This is a genomic window from Microbulbifer pacificus (genome assembly GCF_002959965.1).
Classification (GTDB): domain Bacteria; phylum Pseudomonadota; class Gammaproteobacteria; order Pseudomonadales; family Cellvibrionaceae; genus Microbulbifer; species Microbulbifer pacificus_A.
In genome coordinates, this window is the sequence record NZ_PREV01000016.1 from 1 (window position 1) to 2,100 (window position 2,100).

1 protein-coding gene is annotated in these 2,100 nt (G+C 33.9%); it reads left to right on the plus strand.

Translation table 11 applies throughout. From position 1 onward, the window contains the following. On the plus strand, nt 1-687 hold a 687-nt coding region (locus C3938_RS00440; protein WP_158681503.1), incomplete at its 5' end, for an HAD-IC family P-type ATPase. Between the last annotated feature and the right edge of the window lie 1,413 nt (nt 688-2,100).

Genomic DNA, 2,100 nt, shown 5'->3' on the forward strand with positions numbered 1-2,100 from the left:
TATTATGCTGGTAATCTAAAACTGTTTGAAGAAATAAATTTACCTTTGGACAATGTTAAGGACAAAGTAGACGAAATACAAAGTCAAGGAAAAACGGTAGTGATTATCGGTACACAACAAGAAATAATGGGGATTATCTCTGTTTCTGATACCATCCGTACAACTACTATAGAAGCATTAAATGGATTGAATCAAGTTGGTGTAAATCAACTTGTTATGTTAACTGGTGATAATGAGGGCACTGCCAAGATGATTTCAAACGAAACGAATGTCAATCGCTATTTTGCAGATCTGTTGCCAGAAGATAAAGTGGATGTAATTAAACAATTGCAAAAAGAGGGTCACAAAGTCGCCATGGTTGGTGACGGCATAAACGATGCACCAGCACTGGCCACTGCAGACTTAGGGATTGCAATGGGTGGTGCAGGGACAGATACAGCAATGGAGACGGCTGATATTGTTTTAATGGCAGATAATCTGGAAAAATTGCCACATACCGTTAAACTAAGTAGAAAAGCATTAGCGATTATTAAACAAAATATCTGGTTTTCATTAATTGTAAAATTCATAGCATTAGTTCTTATATTTCCGGGGTGGCTTACACTTTGGATGGCTGTGTTAAGTGATACAGGTGCTGCTGTTATTGTAATATTAAATGCTCTCCGTCTTCTAAAAGTAAAAGGATAATTAGAAAAGGCTGTTCATTTTTTGATTGAACAGCCTTTTCATTTAAAAAATAAAATTTTTATTTCTATAAATGGGGTAATACCAACAAAACGCGGAAAACATACGCTAAGGATCATATCAAAAGATAAATAAAACCCTGATTTTTCTACGCTAAGCAGAAAAATCAGGGTTTTTTATATCCTATGTGTACATTGGGAATGTATGGAGTTCAAAATCTCGGGTTTAAAAGGATATTCTCCTAAAAAGTTTAGGTGTCCCTATCCAAATGGTGATACGTATGGAACTTTGATGTAAGAAAAGTAACGAGTTTACATTCCCTACGCCCTCTTCTTCAATAATACTAAAGGCCAATGATTCCTTAGCGTAGGAAAAATTGGCCTTTTTACCTCGGTATTTCTCTTAGCATATGTTATTAAGACCTAAATTGCAAAAAGTCATAAAAAATAGAGATTGATTCATATTAAACATGTCCAATATGTATCAATCCCTTGCTTCTTGTGCAACAAACGCACCCGAGTCTTGAATAAGTTACTACATAATTTTAGCGAAATACGTATTAAATCTTTTGTATCTCTATTATCTGATCGTGATACAACGTTCTATAAATATCGGAAACATATTCATGAATTATTAGATAATCATCTGTAATTGAATCCACATAACCTTCAAAAATATCTCCATTTTCTCCATATACTATCGAAACTTTATAATTTTTATTTAAAGAATTAATAATTTGTATCATTACCTTTCCTCCTTTGCAATTTGTGTCAAATATGAAATACGAAGTCCTTATTAAAGAAATGCGCCCGATTGTGGTGTATGCCCTATGTTCCCCAGCAAGTTGTTCCCAAGATCAACTATTATCTAAGATGTTTTTCAAACCAGCCGCACGCCTCAAGTTTCATACTGTAAGTAAACTGATGATTAACAAAAGGCATACTAAGTTTAAGTTTATCGAGATGTCCAGAATACTTCGGTAATAACTTCTTATATAGTTCTAACGAATAAAAGTACGGCGAATCAATATCTTGGTCACCATCAATAATTAATAATGGTTTTGGAAAAAAATCACTTAACTTGTCAAAAGGGTTTCTTAGAGGAAATTGACAAGGATTATATGGAGATCATCTTACAGAACCTAGCAAAGTTTATCGGATGGTTGCGGAATCCACATAGCAGCCATAAAGTAACCCCTTTTAAGGAGATGAAGTCGAAGAAAACCTTCATTTGTCCTCCTCCAATAGCCAAAATATATAATTATATTATACTTTTTAAACAAAATTTGTAAGGTCTTGTTTATATTTCTGATTTACAGAAAAAGAGAAGGTATTCGCCCATATACTGAACGAACTATCCTCTCTTTATGATAGTCTAATTAACGTATGTTTTCCGCGTTTTGTTGGTAGGACCCCA